Annotated in this window: 16 protein-coding genes; 10 read left to right on the top strand and 6 right to left on the bottom strand. The window is 55.3% G+C overall.

What is annotated here, in order from left to right:
* Positions 1-2: 2 nt before the first annotated feature.
* Both H7B67_RS08825 and H7B67_RS08820 read left to right on the top strand, forming a co-directional pair.
* Complete coding sequence (locus tag H7B67_RS08825; protein WP_185119441.1) at positions 3-1,679, top strand: response regulator; 1,677 nt, start codon at positions 3-5, stop codon at positions 1,677-1,679.
* On the top strand, positions 1,670-2,962 hold the full coding sequence (locus tag H7B67_RS08820; RefSeq protein WP_185119440.1) for an ABC transporter substrate-binding protein: 1,293 nt from the start codon (positions 1,670-1,672) through the stop codon (positions 2,960-2,962). The genes H7B67_RS08825 and H7B67_RS08820 overlap by 10 nt, the downstream gene beginning before the upstream one ends.
* Before the next feature lie 13 nt (positions 2,963-2,975).
* Here H7B67_RS08820 and H7B67_RS08815 read toward each other — a convergent pair whose 3' ends face one another.
* Both H7B67_RS08815 and H7B67_RS08810 read right to left on the bottom strand, forming a co-directional pair.
* The gene (locus H7B67_RS08815; RefSeq protein WP_185119439.1) at positions 2,976-4,070 is read right to left on the bottom strand and encodes a sensor histidine kinase; all 1,095 of its coding nucleotides are present in this window, start codon (positions 4,068-4,070) and stop codon (positions 2,976-2,978) included.
* The gene (locus H7B67_RS08810; protein WP_185119438.1) at positions 4,060-4,761 is read right to left on the bottom strand and encodes a response regulator transcription factor; all 702 of its coding nucleotides are present in this window, start codon (positions 4,759-4,761) and stop codon (positions 4,060-4,062) included. Before H7B67_RS08810 ends, H7B67_RS08815 begins: the two co-directional genes overlap by 11 nt.
* Before the next feature lie 185 nt (positions 4,762-4,946).
* Here H7B67_RS08810 and H7B67_RS08805 point away from each other — a divergent pair, with 185 nt between their 5' ends.
* From H7B67_RS08805 to H7B67_RS08785, 5 genes are all read left to right on the top strand, one after another.
* Complete coding sequence (locus tag H7B67_RS08805) at positions 4,947-6,023, top strand: D-alanine--D-alanine ligase family protein (protein WP_185119437.1); 1,077 nt, start codon at positions 4,947-4,949, stop codon at positions 6,021-6,023.
* Positions 6,024-6,028: 5 nt separating this feature from the next.
* Positions 6,029-7,210 carry an alanine racemase gene (gene alr, locus H7B67_RS08800; protein WP_342592380.1) on the top strand — a complete coding sequence of 394 codons (1,182 nt, stop codon included), beginning with the start codon at positions 6,029-6,031 and terminating at the stop codon, positions 7,208-7,210.
* Positions 7,162-8,010, top strand: a complete 849-nt coding sequence (locus H7B67_RS08795) for a D-alanyl-D-alanine carboxypeptidase family protein (protein WP_185119436.1) — start codon at positions 7,162-7,164, stop codon at positions 8,008-8,010. The genes alr and H7B67_RS08795 overlap by 49 nt, the downstream gene beginning before the upstream one ends.
* A complete protein-coding gene (locus H7B67_RS08790) occupies positions 8,003-9,046 on the top strand; it encodes an acyltransferase (RefSeq protein ID WP_185119435.1) in 1,044 nt (347 codons plus the stop codon). The genes H7B67_RS08795 and H7B67_RS08790 overlap by 8 nt, the downstream gene beginning before the upstream one ends.
* A gap of 239 nt (positions 9,047-9,285) precedes the next feature.
* Positions 9,286-11,340 carry a glycosyl hydrolase family 18 protein gene (locus tag H7B67_RS08785; protein WP_185119434.1) on the top strand — a complete coding sequence of 685 codons (2,055 nt, stop codon included), beginning with the start codon at positions 9,286-9,288 and terminating at the stop codon, positions 11,338-11,340.
* A 136-nt stretch (positions 11,341-11,476) separates the two neighbouring features.
* Here H7B67_RS08785 and H7B67_RS08780 read toward each other — a convergent pair whose 3' ends face one another.
* Both H7B67_RS08780 and H7B67_RS08775 read right to left on the bottom strand, forming a co-directional pair.
* Positions 11,477-11,881, bottom strand: a complete 405-nt coding sequence (locus H7B67_RS08780; protein WP_185119433.1) for a hypothetical protein — start codon at positions 11,879-11,881, stop codon at positions 11,477-11,479.
* Positions 11,882-11,957: 76 nt separating this feature from the next.
* Entirely contained in the window at positions 11,958-12,509 is a 552-nt protein-coding gene (locus H7B67_RS08775) for a GNAT family N-acetyltransferase (RefSeq protein ID WP_185119432.1), read from the bottom strand.
* Positions 12,510-12,621: 112 nt separating this feature from the next.
* On the opposite strand from H7B67_RS08775, the gene pdxR reads away from it, so the two are divergent.
* Complete coding sequence (gene pdxR / locus H7B67_RS08770) at positions 12,622-14,052, top strand: MocR-like pyridoxine biosynthesis transcription factor PdxR (protein ID WP_185119431.1); 1,431 nt, start codon at positions 12,622-12,624, stop codon at positions 14,050-14,052.
* A gap of 57 nt (positions 14,053-14,109) precedes the next feature.
* Here pdxR and H7B67_RS08765 read toward each other — a convergent pair whose 3' ends face one another.
* Positions 14,110-14,703, bottom strand: coding sequence for a TetR/AcrR family transcriptional regulator (locus H7B67_RS08765; protein WP_185119430.1), 594 nt, complete (start codon positions 14,701-14,703; stop codon positions 14,110-14,112).
* Positions 14,704-14,741: 38 nt separating this feature from the next.
* The gene (locus H7B67_RS08760) at positions 14,742-15,653 is read right to left on the bottom strand and encodes an SDR family oxidoreductase (RefSeq protein ID WP_185119429.1); all 912 of its coding nucleotides are present in this window, start codon (positions 15,651-15,653) and stop codon (positions 14,742-14,744) included.
* Positions 15,654-15,812: 159 nt separating this feature from the next.
* Here H7B67_RS08760 and H7B67_RS08755 point away from each other — a divergent pair, with 159 nt between their 5' ends.
* Together H7B67_RS08755 and H7B67_RS08750 are read left to right on the top strand one after the other, a co-directional pair.
* Positions 15,813-16,514: a response regulator transcription factor gene (locus H7B67_RS08755; RefSeq protein WP_185119428.1), complete on the top strand. Its 702-nt coding sequence runs from the start codon at positions 15,813-15,815 to the stop codon at positions 16,512-16,514.
* Position 16,515: 1 nt separating this feature from the next.
* Entirely contained in the window at positions 16,516-17,460 is a 945-nt protein-coding gene (locus H7B67_RS08750) for an ATP-binding protein (protein ID WP_185119427.1), read from the top strand.
* Positions 17,461-17,493 lie beyond the last annotated feature (33 nt).

Below are 17,493 nucleotides of genomic sequence, written 5' to 3'. Positions count from 1 at the left end.
CTATGTATCGAGTCCTTATCGTCGAAGACGAATTCATCGTGCGGTACGGCATCCGCTCCATGATCGATTGGGAGATGATCGGGCTGCAGCTCGCCGGGGAAGCGGCCAACGGCAAGGAAGCCCTGGAGTGGATAAGCAAAGAGCCGCTCGACATTCTCATTACGGACATCAAGATGCCGGTCATGGACGGCATCGAGTTGATCTCGCACGTCCGCCGGAGCTATCCGGAGATGAAGATCATTATTCTTAGCAATCTCGAAGACTTCCATTATGCCAAGGAAGCGATTCGGCACGGCGTCTCCGAATACTTGGTGAAGTCTGACATGATGCCGCGCGATTTCGAGCAGGCGCTGCTGAACGTGAAGGTGGGGCTGGACGCGGCCCGGAGCGAGTCCGCCGCGCTGGCTCGGGTCTCCGAGGAGGTACCGCTTCGGCGGAAGAAATTCCTGACCGAGTTGATCGAGGCCGGAACCGACGATCCCGCTTCCGCTGACCTCACGGCGGAGAGCCTGGGGATAGGCCGGCTCCGCTCGGCCTATGTGCTTCACATTAGCCTGAACGCCTCGGAGCAGGGATTCACGGAGAAGCGGGCCGCGGTCACGGAGGCGCTCGGCCAGGCGTGGCCGTATGGGCAGCCCGGATGCGAGGTGTTCCCGGACAAGCAAGGAGACCTGAACCTCCTGCTCATGGGCGACGAAGCAAGCGGAGTCTCCGACGAGGACGCCCTCCCCCGGCTGACCGCAAGGGGCGAAGAGTTCATTCGGCTGCTCGCAGAGCAATACCGGCTTGTGGCGACGATAGGAGTCGGCGGCCCCATCCGCGCTTGGGATCAAGCGAAGGAAGCGTACTCGCAAGCCGTCTGGGCGGCCCGCCAGAAGATGTTCCTCGGAACCGGCCGCGTCCTCCTGTACGACGGCGAAGCGCACCGGCGCCAATCGGAGCCTTCCGAGCAGGTCCGCGTCGCCTCCGCCCAGCTTCAAGCGATGGCGTACGCCTCCCAATCGCGGGAACTGACGGCCTATCTGAAGTCGCTGTTCGGTCAGCTGTCCGCTCGCCGGGATCCGGACCTGGTTCATATCGTGTCTCTGGAGCTGCTGATGATTCTGACGACGCTATGGCCGGACGTCTCAAGCGACGATCGGCAGGTACTGGAGCTGAAGAAGCAATACTACGACCAGCTGTCCTGGCTTGAGACGCTTCAAGAGAGCGAGGCCTGGTTCACCGAATCGTTCGAAGCGCTGGCGCAGCACATCGCCCTCATGTACAACAGCGACCGCAACAGCATCATGAAGGCCGCGCAATACATCCAGCAATATTACCACCAGGAGATCTCGCTCCAAGCGATCAGCCATTACGTCCACTTGAGCAAAAATTACTTCGCCAACCTGTTCAAGAAAGAGATGGGAGAGAGCTTCCTGGAATACCTGACGCGAATCCGCATCGAGAACGCCAAGGAACTGCTGAAGCGCGACTTGAAGGCCACGGACGTCGGCACCCGGGTCGGCATTCACGATCCCAAGTACTTCTCGAAGGTGTTCAAGAAGATTGTCGGCTTGTCTCCGTCGGAATACCGCAGCCTTGTCCGGTCCGCCCGCCAATCCGAAGGGGGAGGGTCCGATCTCGCAGGAACGCACGGGCTACCGGAAGAATTGAGGGAAGGAGAGCTGGAATGCGAATAAAACTCGGCCATTGGGCGCTTCCGGCTCTGCCGCTGTGCATGCTTCTCTTGTCCGGATGCCAGGATTCGATCGCGGGGGGCGGCAACTCTCCGGAACAGAGCCCCGACCGCCCGGCGCCCGTGTCCATCTCCTTCTGGAATCCGTTAGGCGGAGGGGAAGGCGAGTTCGTGGAGCAAATCGTAGACAACTTCAACGCTTCGCAATCCGATATCGTCGTGAAGCAGCAGCGACTCGAATCCAACGAGTATTATGCCCGGCTCGGGACGGCGCTCTCCTTCGGCAGCGGACCGGACGTGGCCGTCGCGCATGCGGAACGGCTCTCCCCTTACGTCAAGGCCGGGCAGGTGCTTGCGCTGGACGATCTGGCGAACAGAGTCTCCTTCTCGTTCGACAGCATCAACGAGACGAATCGGCAGGACGTTCGATTCGACGGAGCAGATTACGCGGTGCCGCTGGATACGCATTTTCACATGCTCTATTACAACAAAGACATCCTGTCCAAAGCCGGACTGCTGAACGCCGACGGGATGCCGAAGCTCGCGGAAGCGACGACGCCCGATGATTTCGTGCAGCTGCTGCAGCTCATTCGGGATCGGGTGCCGGGCACGCAGCCTTTCGCGGTGAACACGCCTTATTTTCAAGAAACGTTCCTGGACCTGTATTACGAGGCGGGAGGCGAGCTGCTGAGCCCGGATGGGAAGACGGCAGCGATTAACAATGATAAAGCCGTTCAGGTCCTGAAGTTCTTCAATCGGCTCTTCGACGAAGGGCTGAGCGACCGGAACGATAAAACTCCTTGGGATACGTTCGATTCGGGACGGGCGGGACTGTGGATCGGGGGAACGTGGGAGATCGGCCACTATATGAACAATCCTTCCTTGAACGTCGGCCTCGTGCCGCTCCCCGGCTTCTTCGGCAGCTCCGCGCATTGGGGCAGCTCCCACACGCTGATCCTCCCGTCCTACTTGGCGGAACCGAAGCGGGAAGCCGCGATGACGTTCATCAAGTATTTCTCCGAGGTCGGCAGCGCTCTCTGGGGACAAGCCGGCCACGTTCCGGCCAATCGGGAGATCTTCGAGAGCAGCGCCTACCGGGAGCTGCCTTACCGCGACTACATGCTGGAATCGTTGGAAACGGTAAAGCACGCTCCCAAGACCGATAAATACGCCGCTCTGATAACCTCGTTATCCGAGAGCCTGCAGAGCATCATCAAGAACCGGATAGACCCGGAAGCGGGCCTTAAGGAAGCGGAGAATAAGCTGAATCAGATTCTGGCCAATTAGCCCAAGTCCACCGCTATTTCGCAAGCGGAAGCTTCACCGTAAACGAGGTTCTCCCTTGGTCGCTCGCTGCGGAGATCGCTCCGTTATGCAGCTCAACGATGTTCTTGGCAATCGCGAGGCCGAGTCCCGAGCCGCCCGTATTCCGCGAACGGGATTGCTCGCCGCGATAAAACCGTTCGAATAATAATGGAATAATGGATGCCGGCAAAGGCTCGCCGTAATTCCCGATCTCGACGGCAGCTTGTTCAGAGTCGCTCCATACGGCGATATCGATCCGCCTGCCATCCTTGCCGTACTTAATCGCGTTGACGATCAAGTTCTCGAACACTCGGACAAGCTTGTCCCCGTCCGCGTCGACGAAGATCGAATGATCGGGGAGAGACAAGAGGCACTCCATCTCCGCCTGTTCGAATTGCAAACGGTATTGGGCCGCCAATTGCCCGAGCATCCGGGCGAGATCGATCCGCGCCAGCCGAAGCCCAATTCCGCCGCTCGTCGTCCTCGTGAATTCGAATAAATCATCAATCATCGTTTTCAGGTGCATCGTTTTCTCGTAAGCGATTCGAACGTAATGCCTCAGCTCCACTTCATCCCGGTAACGGTCCTCTTCGATCAGCCCTAAATACCCGACGATGGATGTCAGCGGCGTGCGCAAATCATGGGACACATTCGTAACCAACTCGACCTTCGTCCGCTCGGCGCGCCGTTCCTCCTCGATAGACTGCTTCAGCCGTGCCGTCATGGCATTGATATTTGCCGCCAATACCCCAAGCTCGTCGTCCCCCCGAATCGGAAAGCGGTAATCGAAATTCCCCGCGGCGATCCTTTCAATCCCCTTCGAGATTTCCATCAGGTATTGAATGGTCGAACGGCTGAGAACGAACAAATAGAAAATAAAAAAGACAAGGCAGGCTGAAGTGAACAAGACCGGAATGCCGATCTCATCCCTCATCAACTGCATGAGCGAGGCGAGGTAAGGAAAATCGGTCTTGTACGCTGCGATCGCGATCAAGACAAGGAATCCGGCCGTTAGGACGGAAGCCAACGCGCTTAAGCCGAACAAATTCAGCATTTTGAAACGAAGGCTTTTCCAAGGTTTACTGTTCAATTTTATACCCTACTCCCCATACGGTCTGGATCAGCTTGACGCCGCCCAGCTCGCTCTCCAATTTATCGCGCAGCTTGCTGATATGAACCATGACGGTGTTGGTGGACTCCAGGAATTTGTCCTTCCACACCGCTTCGAATATGGCCTCCGCGCTAAACACCTGTCCGGGATGGCTTGCCAGCAGGTACAAAATATCGAACTCCGTCGACGTCAAATTGACGTTCCGGCCCTCCGCCGTAACCGTATGCGATTTCTTGCTTATATTCAGAGAATGGATCTGAATTTCGTCTTGATCCTGTGCCGGTTGGATCTGCGCATTCAAATACATAGACCTGCGGAGCAGCGACTTCACCCTGGCAAGCAGCTCGAGGGCATTAAACGGCTTGACCATATAGTCGTCCGCTCCGGTCGTCAGCCCCATGATCTTATCCATATCTTCGGCTTTGGCGCTCAGCATCAGAATCGGAATCCCGTGCTCCGCTCGCACCGCCCGCACAACCTCCAGGCCGTCCATCTCCGGCATCATGACGTCGAGGATAATCAGTTGAATGGATTCCTTGGAGATCAAATCCATGGCTTCGCGGCCGTTGCTTGCCGTAAGCACCTGATATCCTTCGTTGGTCAAATAGATTTTGATCAGTTGGGCGATTTCAGGATCGTCGTCAGCAATCAATATTCGAATGGAATTCATGGGATCTCCCCGTCTCGTTAGTGTGGCTTTAGTTTATCAGAAATCGCCTTCCCAACCGACCGCTCGCATCCACAAATAAGAAAAACTTAAGGTTTCCTTTATGTTGATTTACGAACTTCCCAGGCCTTGCGCGTTATCTTGGAGATAAAGCATCGGACAAAGATTTCTACCTGGGGGGCCAACATATGAAAACAAAGCTATACGTTCTATACGGCGGCAAATCCGTCGAACACGAAGTGTCGTTAAAAACAGCAGTTACGGTCCTTCATTCCATTGACGAAAGCCGATTCGAGGCTTATCCCGTTTACATTACGCGCGACGGCTTGTGGTGCTCGCCCGGACAACTTTCCAAGGAGGGATTATCGGTCGAACGGTTAATGGCGATTCCCGCGTTTCGCGATCCGGCCCGGTCAATCGGAGATGTCCTGTCGGGCATGATGGCTTTGCCCGGTCCGAAAGTCGTTTTGCCGCTGCTGCACGGCTCTAATGGGGAGGACGGCACGGTACAAGGACTGCTGGAGCTGCTGAACGTTCCGTACGTCGGGAACGGCGTGCTGTCGTCCGCGCTTACCTTGGACAAGGCGATGTCGAAGCAGATCTTGGCCCAAGCCGGCATTCGACAGACGGAATATCGGGTGTGCCGATTCGAGGAGTGGAGAGCGGAGAAAGCGGCGATTCTGCATGATGTTGAGAATTCTATTGGATATCCGTGTTACGTGAAGCCAGCCTCCCTCGGCTCCAGTATCGGCATCAGCAGATGCACGAACCGTGGAGAACTCCTCACCGGTATTCTGGAGGCGTTCGCCTACGATAAGAAGCTCGTCATCGAGCGCGAAGTGAATGGCAGGGAAATTCAGGTGGCCGTCCTCGGCAATGAAAGGCCTCTAGCCTCACTGCCCGGCGAATTCATCCATGACCATATTTTCTTCGATTACGAATCCAAGTACATGGACAAGCGGCTTACGATGTCGATTCCCGCCAAGCTGGCGGACGGCTTGACTTCGCGAATCCGGGAACTGGCCGTTCTGGCCTATCAAGCCCATGGCTGCGAGGGCCTCGCCCGCGTCGACTTCTTCCTTGACGGGGAAGGCGAGTTGTATCTGAACGAAATCAACGCTTTGCCCGGATTTACGAATTTCAGCATGTATCCGGTCATGTGGGAACGTACCGACGGAACGTCCTATTCCGAGCTGATCGAGAAGTTGATCGGTCATGCCGTTGCTCGTCATGAAGCCAAACAAACGATTCGCTATACGAGGTGATCAAGGTGGATGGACTATTAAGCGACACGTGGGCCGAAATTAGTTTAAGCCGCATACGCGAGAATATGCTGAACATCCGCAAGTCGCTGCCGGATTCGGTCAAGCTGATGGCCGTCGTGAAGGCGAACGGCTACGGGCACGGCGACATCGAGTCGGCCGCGGCGGCCGAACAGGCGGGAGCGGATTATTTGGCGGTCGCCTATCTGGAGGAAGCCATCCGGCTGCGCGATGCCGGCATGAAGCTGCCCATCCTCGTCTTGACCCCCATACGGCCGGAACTGACGCCATTGGCGCTGAAGCTCGACTTGAGCTTAACCGTCGCAAGCGCCAAATGGCTTGCCGATGTTCGTGTCTATAAGCCTTTCGCCTCGGCGGGAAAGCTGCGGATTCATGTGAAAATGGATACGGGGCTCGGGCGGATCGGCATTCGGACAAAAAGGGAATGGGACGAGCTTGTTCCGTGGCTTAGAGCGGAGGATGTCGAGGTAGACGGCTTCTACACGCATTTCGCGACGGCAGGGCAAGCGGACACCGCCTTTCTGGAGCGGCAGACCGCGCGGTTCGCCGAGATGAAGGAATGGGGACGTTCGTCCGGCTTGACGATCCGGCATTATCATTGCGCGGGCAGCGCCGCGGCGCTGAGGTTTCCCCATCTGGCGATGGATATGGTTCGGATCGGAGCGGCGATGTACGGCTTTTATCCGGAGCAGCTCGTTCGATCCGTCAAGCTGGAGCCGGCTTTAAGCCTTCATAGCCGTCTGATCCACGTGAAGAAGCTGGCCAAAGGGGACTATCTCGGCTACGGCAATTCGTACCGGGCCGACGAGGACGAATGGATCGGAACGGTACCGATCGGCTATGCCGACGGCTGGACGCAGCGGATGCAAGGCACGGAGGTGCTGATCGAAGGTCAGCGCGCCCCTATCGTCGGCAAAATCTGCATGGACCAGCTGATGATCAAGCTTCCGGGACCGTGCGCGGACGGTGCTCTAGTGACCTTGATCGGGCTTCAGGGAGAGCAGCGCATTACGTTTGCGGAGCTTGCCGCCCATATCGGAAACGTGGCGCAGGAAATATCCGCTTCGCTTGGCCCCAGAGTTGCAAGAACATATACCGATACCGAGGAGGTACACGCGAGATGGGACAACCAAATCCGACGGAACGAATTCAAACAGGCCGTCGTTTGACGTACTCCTCCGTTCAAACGGCTAATTCCGAGATCCACCAAGGACATCTGGTCTTAATCAATCCCGAGCACCCCATTCGGCAGACGATTTCTTCCGACCGATTGCTGCCGCTTAGCTCGATCCCGACTATCCATACTCTGCACGATGGAATGCTGCTAGATAAGACCTGCTTGCGGAATTTGGCGATTCTGCTTGAGGCTTGTCAGGGGATGAACGAGATTATCGCCGTCAGCGGCTATCGGACCAAATTAGAGCAAGAAAAGATTTATGAATCCTCATTGGCCGATAACGGAGCCGAATACACCGCACGCTATGTCGCATTGCCCGATCGGAGCGAGCATCAGACCGGGCTGGCCATCGACGTCGGCAAGCGGAACAAGGACGTGGATTTCATCGCGCCGGCATTCCCCGACAGCGGCGTCTATAAGCGCTTTAAGCAGCTTGCCGCCCGGCATGGGTTCATTCAACGCTATAAGGAAGGCAAGGAATCCATTACTCGAATTTCTTGCGAGCCGTGGCATTTCCGTTATGTCGGCTATCCGCATGCCGAGATCATGGAACAGAACGATTGGTGCCTGGAGGAATATATCGATCGGCTTGAAAGCCGCACCTTCGAAAACGACCATCTTGTATTCGAGAATGAGCGGTCATTCACGGAAATTTACTATGTAGCGGCGGAGGCGGGGACTTCTACGGCCATTCCCCTTATAGAATGCGATCGATACTATTTATCGGGAAATAACAGGGATGGGTTCATTGTCACCGCGGTTCTGGTCAAAGGCAGTCGCACTCATGTCTAGACCGAATTTCAACGGACTCGATTGGCTCAAATTCGCTGCCGCCTTGCTGGTCGTCGCCAATCATACCAGCCCGTTTCTATCTTACAGCGCCGCCGCCGATTTTCTCCTGAGCAACTTGCTTACCCGTATTGCCGTTCCTGTCTTTTTCATGACGACCGGATTTTTCATTTTCCGCAGGCTGACAAGGGACCCGTTGACGGATCGACAGGTGCTGCGCGGCTACCTGCTAAAAACCTGCAAGTTATATGCGATTGCCATTTTGCTATACGTTCCGCTGAACTTGTATACGGGTTATTTCTCCGATTCCTTCACGGCTTATTCCTTGATCAAGGACATCGTGTTCGACGGCACTTTCTATCATCTGTGGTATTTGCCGGCGTTAATCGCGGGCCTGAGCATAACGGTCATTATGTATCGGAGAATGTCTATGAAAGCCATGCTGGCTGCGGCGGGTTTCTTGTACATCGTGGGGCTGCTTGGGGATAGCTACTTTGGAATCGTCCAAGAGGCCGAAGGGATCGCTCGCCTGTACGAGGGCATGTTCGCTGTGTTCGATTACACGCGCAACGGGCTGTTCTATGCCCCAATATTTCTAACGATCGGGGCTTGGGCAGCCAAGCAGAAGCCTCCGACAAGAACGCCGTTCGCCAATGCGGCTTTGTTCGCGGGTTCACTCGGAATGATGGTCGTCGAGGGAACGCTTCTGCACGCGGCAGGAGCTCCGCGGCATGACAGCATGTATGTTTTCGCGATTCCAGCCGCTTACTTCCTGTTCCATTGGGCGCTGCAGTGGAAGGTCCGGTCTAGCAAAAGGTTCCGGGAGTGGCGAGTATGGATATATATCCTGCACCCGATCGCCATCGTGCTCGTTCGCGGAGCGGCGGAGGCATTGAAACTGGAACGGCTGTTTATCGCGAACAGCCTGCTCCATTTTGCCGCCGTTTGCGTGGTGTCGATAGGGATGTCGTCCATTACGGTGCGGCTATTGGCAATCAATCGAAACTCCGACCGGCCCTCTCTCTTTCACCGTGCTTGACACTCTTCGCGATGTCTGCTAACCAAATTTACCCCATCATTGGATAATTTTACACCCTAATTTGGTTTAAATTGAACCTATACAACAGTATTTGTACTCTTCGCCGGATCAATATTCACATTCGAAGTCGGGGGTGGCCGCGGCTGTTTTGTCGTGCCATTCGGACCGGAGGTGATGATTGCAATCGACCCCACGCATTTTGCAAGCGATTTCAAAATGAGGGAGAGGTGGCATTGACAATGGCAAAGCGGATAACGGTTTTTCAAAGGGTGAACATCATTGCGTTGGCAGTCGGTCTAATCTTGTCCATGTTTGCATCCTTGTCTTTCGCATCTCAGACGGCGCAGGCGGCGTCCGCGTATAAAGTCGTCGGTTATTACCCGGCATGGGCCGCATACGGACGGAATTATCAAGTGGAAGACATGGACGTCTCCAAGGTTACCCACATCAATTATGCTTTCGCGGATATCTGTTGGAATGGCATCCATGGCAATCCCGATCCGGCGTCGCCGAATCCGCAAACCTGGAGCTGCCAGGACGAGGTCGGTACGATTAACGTGCCGAACGGAACGATTGTGCTGGGCGATCCTTGGATCGACGCGCAGAAGAGTCATGCGGGCGACACGTGGGATAAGCCTATCAAAGGCAACATCGGGGCGCTGATCAAGCTGAAGGAGGCGAACCCCCATCTCAAAACGATCATCTCCGTTGGCGGTTGGAGCTGGTCGAACCGGTTCTCTGACGTTGCGGCTTCGGCGGTCACTCGCGATAATTTCGCGAACTCGGCGGTCGATTTCCTGCGCAAATATCAATTCGACGGCGTCGACCTGGATTGGGAATATCCGGTCTCAGGGGGGTTGCCGGGCAACAGCTACCGAACGGAGGATAAGCACAATTTCACCCTGCTGCTCCAGACCATTCGCCAGAAGCTGGATGCGGCGGGGACGGCGGACGGCAAGCATTACCTCCTGACCATCGCTTCCGGGGCTAGCCCGCAGTATGCGAACAATACGGAGCTGAGCCAGATCGCCGCTACGGTGGACTGGATTAACATCATGACCTACGACTTCAACGGCGGTTGGCAGCAAATCAGCGCGCACAACGCTCCGCTATACTACGATCCGGCTGCGGGTGCCGCCGGCGTGCCGAACGCGGCGACCTTTAACGACGATGCCGGGGTACAGGGACATCTGAATGCGGGCGTTCCCGCAAGCAAGCTTGTCTTGGGCGTGCCGTTCTACGGACGCGGATGGAGCGGATGCGCGCCGGCCGGCAACGGACAATACCAGAACTGCACAGGCATGCCTGCAGGTACATGGGAAGCCGGCGTGTTCGACTTCAGCGACTTGCAGGCCCGTTACATCAATATGAACGGATATACGCGCTATTGGAATGAAACGGCGAAGGTTCCCTACTTGTACAATCCGTCGGGCGGCGTCTACATCACTTACGACGACGCGGAGTCCATCGGGTACAAAGCCTCGTATATCAAGACGAAGAACCTCGCCGGGGCGATGTTTTGGGAGTTTAGCGGCGACCGCAACAAGACGCTGCTGAATAAGCTCGCGGGCGATTTAGCCTCCCAGGGAGGAGGAGACACGACGTCTCCGTCCATACCGGGCAACCTGCGCTCCACCGGCAAAACCTCGAACAGCGTGTCGCTTGCCTGGGACGCTTCGACCGATAACGTCGGCGTCGCCGGCTATACGGTGAGCTATGGATCCTCCACCTCGAACGCGACCGGTACCAGCACGACGATCAGCGGATTGACCGCGAACACGAGCTATACCTTCACGGTGAAGGCGTATGATGCGGCGGGCAACGTCTCGGCTGCCAGCGCGCCGCTCACGGTGACGACGAACGCGCCGTCCGGCGACACGACGCCGCCTTCGGCGCCGACGAATCTCTCCGTGACGGGCAAGACCTCCTCCAGCGTCAGCCTGAGTTGGACCGCTTCCGCGGACAACGTCGGGGTCACCGGTTACACCGTTGCCTACGGCTCGACCAGCACCACCGTCACTGGACCTTCCGCCACGATCAGCGGACTCGCGGCAAGCACGACGTACACCTTCATAGTAACGGCGCGCGACTCGGCGGGCAATGTCTCGGCCGGCGCATCGATCCAGGCGACGACCGATCCCGGCTCGGGAGCGACTTCCTGGGCGCCAAACGTCGCCTACAAGGTCGGCGATATCGTAAGTTACGGGGGCAAGGCATACTCCTGTATCCAAGCTCATACCTCCCTGGTCGGTTGGGAACCCCCGAACGTTCCGGCTTTATGGTCCTTGAACTAAGTCGTGCCATTAGGTTACCTTAGTGTATTCCGGACGTCGCTTCGGAGAAGTCCGTAAATATACTTGATGCAAATGAAACGACCCGCAAGAAGGCGCTCTATCTTCATGCGCGCTTCTTGCGGGTCATTCGCCGTTCCTATTCCTCTTCGCTTTCGCAAACGACTCCCGTGAACAGATTTAACGGAAACAGAGTAGGAACCCTCCGGCCTGGCATCTTGATAAACTCGACAAAATTTCTTCCAACACGGATTAGCCTCCCGCGAAGCTCGCCGATGTCTTCCGCGGTGGCCGTCAATTCAAATGGCTTTGTTCTTCTAACGGGCTCGTTAAGGACAATAAAGAAGGAGGTTTGGGTATCCACGACCGTTCGTCCCACTGTAAAAGAGGACGGGGTCACATTGGAGAGCTTGCCTGTCGTTCTCGTCAGCCGTGGAAACCCGGGTTGGAACACGGTTACCGTCCGGCCGACGACCGGCCTCAGGCGCTGAGCCAACGTGATGTTCTGAGGGGCAGGACAGCCTTGAATGTCTTTATTGCCCAAAGAAATTCCTCCTGTCAGGGATTGTTGACTCCTATCTTATTCTGCTCCCTGGACAAGGTTCGGGCACGCCGTTAAATCATGATATGTCTCCAGACCGATACTCGCTTTCCAAAATACTCATAAGAATCGAATCGTAATATTTATGATCATAGAAAAGTGCCTCTCTTTGAACTCCTTCCCGCTTGAAACCCACTTTCTCGTATACATGCACGGCACGCTCGTTAAAGGAAAATACGTTGAGCTCGATCCGGTGAAGATTGAGGATGCCGAAGCCATAGTCCAGCATGAGCCGCAGCGCCTCCGTGCCATACCCTTTGCCTTGATGACTGCCGCTATTAATCGCAATGCGAATATTCGCATTGCGATTAATGGTATCGATATCTTGGATGGCAATGTCCCCGATCGGTATATCGCCGTCGCAAGTTGCGATCAACAGAAGCACGGACGAGCTGTCCTGCGACTTTCCTTCGATATACTTGGCAATCTGTTCCCGGCTAAAGTGCTTTTGCGTACCGGTGAGTCTCCTTGTGTCCTTGTCGTACAGATTAGCGAAATACCAATCGGCGTCGGCCAGCTCGATCGGTCTTAAATAGACCTGTTTTCCTTCCAAAAAACGTACGGGCGCCATTCTCGATCCCGTCTCCCTTCGTGTTGATTTGTATCCTAATTTACCAATTATCTGTATACTTAAAAATATACAGATTGTGCAATTTTTCAGATGACAGAATGGATGCGACTACATGCTATACACGCCAAATTTACAATCCCCTTCCAATTTACCCGTCTATATTGCGCTATATGAGGCTATCAAACGGGACATCGTCGGAGGCAAATTACGCCCGAGCGATCGTCTGCCCTCGATTCGCGCGCTGGCGAAGAATTTGTCGATCAGCACTACGCCGGTCGAAACCGCTTATCAACAACTTATCGCCGAGGGTTTTATGGAGAGCCGGCCGCGGCGCGGTTTTTATATAACGCAACTGCCCGATTCTTATGGAAAACTCGCTTTAAACGACTCTACATTCTCGTCCTTGAATTTTATCCCTCCCGAGGATGCCGCTCCCGTTTACTCTTACGATTTTCATATGTCCAAAAACGATTTCATTTCCTTCCCGCTCCGCGCCTGGAGACGCTTGCTGAATCACACGCTCCTTGAGGAATATAAGGAGTTGCTCTACTATGGGGATCCGCTAGGCGAAGCTGGTTTGCGCAATGAGCTGGCGGCTTATCTTTATCGTTTTCGCGGAGTGGTCTGCCGCCCGGAACAGATTGTCATCGGAGCGGAGCAGCATCTTCTCATGAACTATCTCGCGATAACGATGAAGGATCTCTCGCCCGGCATAGCCGTGGAGAATCCGTGTTATCCTCTTATTCCTTACGCGTTTCAAGCGCAAGGGTACGAGTTGTTCCCCGTAACCGAAGCGGATAAAGGGATTTCGATATCGCGCCTCGGAAACACCGATGCCCGCATCGTTGCCGTATCCCCCTCCCATCAGTTTCCCGGCGGGCGCGTGATGCCGTTCCATGAAAGGTTGGAATTATTGGAATGGGCTAAGGAGAATCACGCTTATATTATTGAAGACGACTATGGGGGAGAACTCCGCTACTATGGGCAGCCCATTCCCGCTCTGCAAGGTCTCGGCTCGTCCGCCAATGTCATTTATGTCGGGGGCTTCTCCCAAATTCTCGCGCCGGATCTTTGCATCCATTACATGGTTCTGCCGGAAGCCTTATTGGAGCCGTTTCGCAAGATCACAAGAAGATTGATGGTCGAACTGTCATCTTCCCGGGTCTATCAACGCACCCTTCAGCGATTTATGGAGCAAGGCCACTTTGAGAAGCATGTCCGCAGAATGCGGAATCTGTACCGCAAAAAAAATCGCAAGCTGGCCGACACGCTGGAGGTTCAGTTTCAGGGGGTAGGCGAGGTGATGAATGCGGAAGCAGGCCTGCACCTCATTCTCAAGATCCGAACTCCCGCATCGGAGCAAGAGATGGTCGATGCGGTACGGCCTTACGGGATTCGCGTTGCGGCAGCCACTCCGTTCTACTCCGATGATAAATCTCAAAGCGGAGAGAAGAAATTCATCATCGGCTTTGGAGGCATAGAGTTGGAAAAGATAGAGGAAGGCATATGCCGTTTGAGAGAGTTATGGAGCCGTTATCTATGATACGGTTCTGCTTAACGAGTTTATCGGCGGAAAGGGCGAAAATAGCTGCCGCGGCAGCTATTTCGTCAAGATATTCAGCAGACTATCGACTTCCTGCGTCCAATCCATTCCCATCGCCTTCGCATCTTGAAGCATAAGACCGGTAACCACCGAGAGAAACAAGATCAATCGCTTGTAGGCATCGCCCTCCGCGAATTGTCCTTCTTGCTGCCCTCGGACGAAAATCGGGATCATCTGCTCGATGGTATCCTGGGGGGAATACCGCTGGATCGCTTCCCTCGCCTGGCTCGGAACGCCTTCCGACGTTTGCGCCTGTTGAACGAGCAGGAAATAGTGCTTGTGGTTCTCATCCAGCAGTCGCAGCGTGAACGCCCTTAGCTGCTCAAGAGGCGAACCGGGTAAACTTCCGATATCCCGCACGGCGTTCCGGGATTCCTCGATCGCCTCTTCCACGAGAAGCGCGAAGATCTCGTCTTTGGATTGGAAATAGCGGTACGATAAACCTTGGCTGATGCCGGCCTCCTCCGCGATCATGCTCATCTTCGTGCCGGCGAGCCCTTTCTCCGCAAATATTTTAAGAGCCGCCTTCTTGATCTGGTCTTTGCGTTCGTCGAACGCCTGCTCGGCTTGCGCTCTTGCTATTCTTGGCATAGATTATCCTTCTTCCTTTGCGCGCGTCGACCCGCGGGTTATGCCTGCGATAGACGGATCTGCTCCTCGCTTACTTCCCATAGCTTCTTCGCCGCTTCCCTGTTGCTCGCTTGCGCCGACAGCGTCCCTATTTGCTTATCGGCATAGTAACGCCCGCTCTCCAGGTTCTTGCCGTCGGTATCCGCCAGCCATACAAGCGTCTCCGCGCCCTTCTCGGGCGTCCGGGCGAATCTCATCATGACGGCCGTCGTCATCCGGGCCATCCATCCGTTGTCCCGATTGAAATTCGTGGCGACGAGTCCGGGGTCGAAGCAATACGCGTCGACATTCGTGCCTTGCAATCGTTCCGCCAGCTCCGCGGTAAACAAAATGTTCGCCAGCTTCGTCTCGCCGTATCGGAAGTTAGGGCCGCCCTTCATTTTGCCCCAAAACCCGAACCGACGCTTACCGTTCAAATCGTCGAATCCGATGCCTTTCCCGGCCATCTTATGGCCGTGGGACGACGTCGTAATGACGCGGGCATGTTCGCTTAACATCAGTTTATCAAGGAGCATTGTGGTTAACAAGAACGGCGCGATATGGTTGACCGCCCAGGTCATCTCCAGTCCGTCCTCCGTCGTCTTATGGTCAACGAACATGGCGCCCGCATTATTGATCAGAATATCGATCCTCGGGCACTTCGCTAATATCTCGTTTGCCGCGCGGCGGATGGATCGCTGGGAGGACATGTCGGCGATGAAGACGTCGACCGTAATCGAATTGCCGAAGGACGCCCGCAGTTTGGCCGCGACCTCGTTCGCTTTGGCCGCATTGCGCGCAACGATGCCCAAATTCGCCCCTCTCGCGGCTAACTCTTGCGCAGCCGCCAACCCGATCCCGCTCGTGGCGCCCGTAATCACCGCATATTTCCCTTTTACGTTCTGACCGTCCGCTTGATGAATTCCGCTCATTTGGAATTCTCCCTCCGTTTATTGAATGAATGGTTCATTTATTATTATTGTATGAACCGTTCATTCATTTGTCAACAAGACTTTTGAGTCATCGTTAAGAAGCTAAGCCTCATTTCTGATATGATGGAACAAGAATATGTGGAAAATGGCGGGTGAATTATGTCCGGAACGCATCGCATCTTAATCATAGAAGATGACCCTGCTATCCTCGAGATGCTTCGCAGCGCTCTTGGCCGCGAAGGCTTTCTGATCGACGAAGCGACGGATGGCATCGAGGGCTTGGCATTGTTCTCGGGCAGGGACTACGACCTGGTCTTGGTCGATCTGATGCTGCCGAGGCTCGATGGCATGGAAGTCATTCGCAGGATCCGAGAGAAAAGCAACGTGCCGATTCTCATCATGTCGGCCAAGGACGGGGACGTCGATAAGGCGCTAGGTCTCGGTTTCGGGGCGGACGACTATATTCAGAAGCCTTTCTCGACGATCGAGCTGTCCGCAAGGATGAAGGCGGCCATTCGAAGAGCGACGGTGTATTCCAGCGCGGAACGGCAGACGGATCCGTCCATGAGCATTGGGGAGCTCGAGTTGGATTTGGAGAACTTTTCCGTTAAGAAAAAAGGCCAAGAAGTACGGCTAACCGCCAAAGAGTTTGAAATTCTAAAGCTTTTTGCCACGAACAAAAACCGGGTTTTCACCAAATCCCAGCTCTACGGCCTCATTTGGAACGACGACTACATGGGGGACGAGAACGTCATCAACGTTCATATCAGGAGGTTAAGGGAGAAGATCGAAGAGGATCCCTCCCGTCCGGCTTATATCAAGACCTTATGGGGAATCGGCTACAAATGGGAGGGCGGATGAAGTGAACGTCCTCCTTCTTGGCGTTATCGTTATTCTCGCCGGCCTCCTCGTCTCGCGTATCCGATCGAATGCCCGGAGAACCTCGGAGCTGCGGCAGGTTCGCGGCAAGCTGGAGCAGATTAAGGAGAGACGCTCGGGAGAGAAGCTTCTCCACATGACCCGGGATTCCGAGCTTCAAGCGCTCATGACCGAGATCAATCAGCTGCTCGACAGCCATCTGAGAGCGTCGGCCGAGCACGAGAGGACCCGGATCGCCTCCCGCCGAATGCTCGCGAACGTCTCGCACGATCTCCGGACGCCGCTGACGGTCGTTCTCGGCTACGCGGAGACGCTGCATTTGCGACCTCCTATCGAGGAAGCCGAGCGGAACGACCTATTGGCCAAGCTGTTCGGCAAGACGCAAGAAGCAATCCGCTTGATCGATACGTTCTTCGACTTGGCGAAGCTCGAATCCGGGGACGTGGATATCCCTTTGAGCCGTATCAACGTAAGCGAATCCTGCAGGCAAAGCATTCTTCAGTTCCATGAGCAGATCGAAAGCCGCGGGCTCGAGGTATTCCTCGATATTCCTCCGAAGGAGCTATATGCGCTCGGCAATAAAGGGGCCTTGAAACGGATCATGGACAACCTGATCTCCAACGCGCTGCGTTACGGAGCAGACGGAGGAGTCATCGGTCTGACGCTGAGAGAGGAAGACGCGTCCGTTCTTGTGGAGGTGTGGGATCGGGGAAAAGGAATCGAAGCCGCGCATCAGGGACTCGTATTCGAACGATTATACACGCTGGACGACTCCAGGAATAAGAAGGTTCAGGGAAGCGGTCTTGGCCTTACGATCGCCCGAAGGCTTGCCGAAGCCATGGGAGGATCGATCGAGCTGAACAGCAAGCCTCATGAGCGGACGGTTTTCTCGGTGCGGTTAAAGAAGCTCAACTTAAGAAACTCGTAAGGAACGAGTAAGGAAAATGCGCCATTTCGTCCG

Origin of the sequence: Cohnella thailandensis (assembly GCF_014212135.1) — a bacterium.
In the GTDB taxonomy this organism is placed as follows: Bacteria; Bacillota; Bacilli; order Paenibacillales; family Paenibacillaceae; genus Cohnella; species Cohnella thailandensis.
Note: the sequence above shows the minus strand (reverse complement) of the source record. Positions and strands in the feature narration are given on the sequence as shown.

What these genes read in the sequence shown, in the direction of transcription:
- H7B67_RS08765 (WP_185119430.1), bottom strand. Translation starts at nt 14,703, where the DNA reads ATGCCAAGAATAGCAAGAGCGCAAGCCGAGCAGGCGTTCGACGAACGC.
- pdxR (WP_185119431.1), top strand. Translation starts at nt 12,622, where the DNA reads ATGCTATACACGCCAAATTTACAATCCCCTTCCAATTTACCCGTCTAT.
- H7B67_RS08755 (WP_185119428.1), top strand. Translation starts at nt 15,813, where the DNA reads ATGTCCGGAACGCATCGCATCTTAATCATAGAAGATGACCCTGCTATC.
- H7B67_RS08785 (WP_185119434.1), top strand. Translation starts at nt 9,286, where the DNA reads ATGGCAAAGCGGATAACGGTTTTTCAAAGGGTGAACATCATTGCGTTG.
- H7B67_RS08775 (WP_185119432.1), bottom strand. Translation starts at nt 12,509, where the DNA reads ATGGCGCCCGTACGTTTTTTGGAAGGAAAACAGGTCTATTTAAGACCG.
- H7B67_RS08805 (WP_185119437.1), top strand. Translation starts at nt 4,947, where the DNA reads ATGAAAACAAAGCTATACGTTCTATACGGCGGCAAATCCGTCGAACAC.
- H7B67_RS08825 (WP_185119441.1), top strand. Translation starts at nt 3, where the DNA reads ATGTATCGAGTCCTTATCGTCGAAGACGAATTCATCGTGCGGTACGGC.
- H7B67_RS08760 (WP_185119429.1), bottom strand. Translation starts at nt 15,653, where the DNA reads ATGAGCGGAATTCATCAAGCGGACGGTCAGAACGTAAAAGGGAAATAT.
- H7B67_RS08820 (WP_185119440.1), top strand. Translation starts at nt 1,670, where the DNA reads ATGCGAATAAAACTCGGCCATTGGGCGCTTCCGGCTCTGCCGCTGTGC.
- H7B67_RS08810 (WP_185119438.1), bottom strand. Translation starts at nt 4,761, where the DNA reads ATGAATTCCATTCGAATATTGATTGCTGACGACGATCCTGAAATCGCC.
- H7B67_RS08790 (WP_185119435.1), top strand. Translation starts at nt 8,003, where the DNA reads ATGTCTAGACCGAATTTCAACGGACTCGATTGGCTCAAATTCGCTGCC.
- H7B67_RS08795 (WP_185119436.1), top strand. Translation starts at nt 7,162, where the DNA reads ATGGGACAACCAAATCCGACGGAACGAATTCAAACAGGCCGTCGTTTG.